General features: G+C 44.1%; 2 protein-coding genes. Both read right to left on the bottom strand.

All coding sequences use genetic code 11. From position 1 onward, the window contains the following. On the bottom strand, positions 1–397 hold a 397-nt coding region (locus tag WB217_RS05935), incomplete at its 3' end, for a sigma-70 family RNA polymerase sigma factor (protein WP_423991574.1). Positions 398–687: 290 nt separating this feature from the next. Beyond that, positions 688–1,392 (bottom strand): pseudouridine synthase, encoded by a 705-nt coding sequence (locus WB217_RS05930; RefSeq protein WP_423991572.1) that lies wholly within the window; start codon positions 1,390–1,392, stop codon positions 688–690. Positions 1,393–1,588: the final 196 nt, after the last annotated feature.

Raw genomic sequence — 1,588 nt, 5'->3', positions numbered from 1 at the left:
CACGCAAATACAAAATCGCGCGATACTGCTCGGGCAAATAAGTCAATAGCTGTTGCAAATCTTGTGAGGTTTCCGCCTCGACCGCTGCCTCCTCTGGCAGACCATATGGACTCACCATTTCGTCGCCGGAAAATAAATAGTCGGCAAATGGCACCCATTTTCTGCGCTGGCGCCGCCGCCACTCATCGAGATAAGCGTTGCGCGCCACCTTGAACAGCCAGGCCCTTACATCCTCCTGGTTGTAAAACGACAAAGACACCGTCGCACGCACAAACGTTTCCTGCGTCAAATCTTCCGCAAGCTGATGTGACCCCGAAAGCTTCAATAAAAAATAATAAAGGGGCTTTGTGTACCTTCTATATAATTTGTCTAGTTCATTCTTTCTGCTAAAGTCCATCCTTACTGCCCCTTTAAATTTGCCTCTATTAAAATCCGACTGTTAATTTCCATACCAAGCGCTTTGCTTTCCGCGGGCGGCCCAGGGAGCCTCCTCGGGGCTTTATCCGCCTATGGGGTCTTCCCGACCTCTTGCTCCAGCAAGATTCACGCGCCTTCCACACTAATCAACAGGCCTTCCATATCCACATCGATATTGTCTTATATTTAAATCTCATTACTAAAACGCTCATCCACTTTAAATGTTACACCTAATTTGCAATCTTTTGGCAGAAATGTAAAAAACACCATTCATAATTGAACGGTGTCAGCTAACTGATCAAGCATATTCGCTAATTCTATTTTAGTAAGCTCCCGCCATTTCCCCATTTCCAGACCATCCATTGTTACGTTCATGATCCGGATACGTTCGAGCCTTGTTACCCTGTAGCCGCATTCCTTTGCCATCCGGCGGATCTGGCGATTGAGTCCCTGTGTGAGAATAATCCGAAACTCATTATCACTGATTCTCGAAACCTTGCAGTGCTTTGTCGTCGTGCCAAGAATCTCAATCCCTCCGGACATTCGCTTAATAAAATCGTCCGTAATCTTGTGATCGACCGTTACCACATACTCTTTCTCATGCCCAAACTCGGAACGCATCATTTTATTGACGATTTCTCCGTCATTCGTCATCAAAATCAGTCCCTGCGAATCCTTATCTAAACGGCCAATCGGAAAGATCCTGCCAGGGTAATTCATAAAATCGATTATATTTCCGTCCACAGTCCTCGCGGCAGTACACGTAATGCCCACCGGTTTATGAAGGGCGATGTAGACTGCTTCTGCTTTTTCAGGAATGACTTGGCCATCAATTAGGACAACATCTCCAGGACTGATCATTGCCCCCGGCTCGCACACCGCCCCATTTACGGTTATTCTTTTTTCTTCAATCAGGCGATTGGTTGCCCTGCGAGAGCAAAACCCTGTTTCGCTGATATATTTATTGATTCTCATCGCTGCTCCGATCATTTTGTTATTTATATGAAAAATTCAATTAGCTCTTAAATGGAATTCCATTTTGCCGTTATAAGTACTTTTAATCTATCGTATAACGATACAGCAAAATCCACTTTAATTAAAGCCGATTATTTTTAATGATTTATTTCGTTTGTCCCTTGGCTTTCCTTTTTCAAAATATGGTACATTATAT

The organism is Mesobacillus sp. (genome assembly GCF_049588175.1).
Classification (GTDB): Bacteria; Bacillota; Bacilli; order Bacillales; family Cytobacillaceae; genus Mesobacillus.
The sequence above is the reverse complement of the archived record's forward strand: the minus strand, read 5'-3'. Positions and strand labels throughout refer to the sequence as shown.

Bases quoted from the DNA above. Each gene is read 5' to 3' on its own strand.
- WB217_RS05930 (WP_423991572.1), bottom strand. From the start codon at position 1,392: ATGAGAATCAATAAATATATCAGCGAAACAGGGTTTTGCTCTCGCAGG.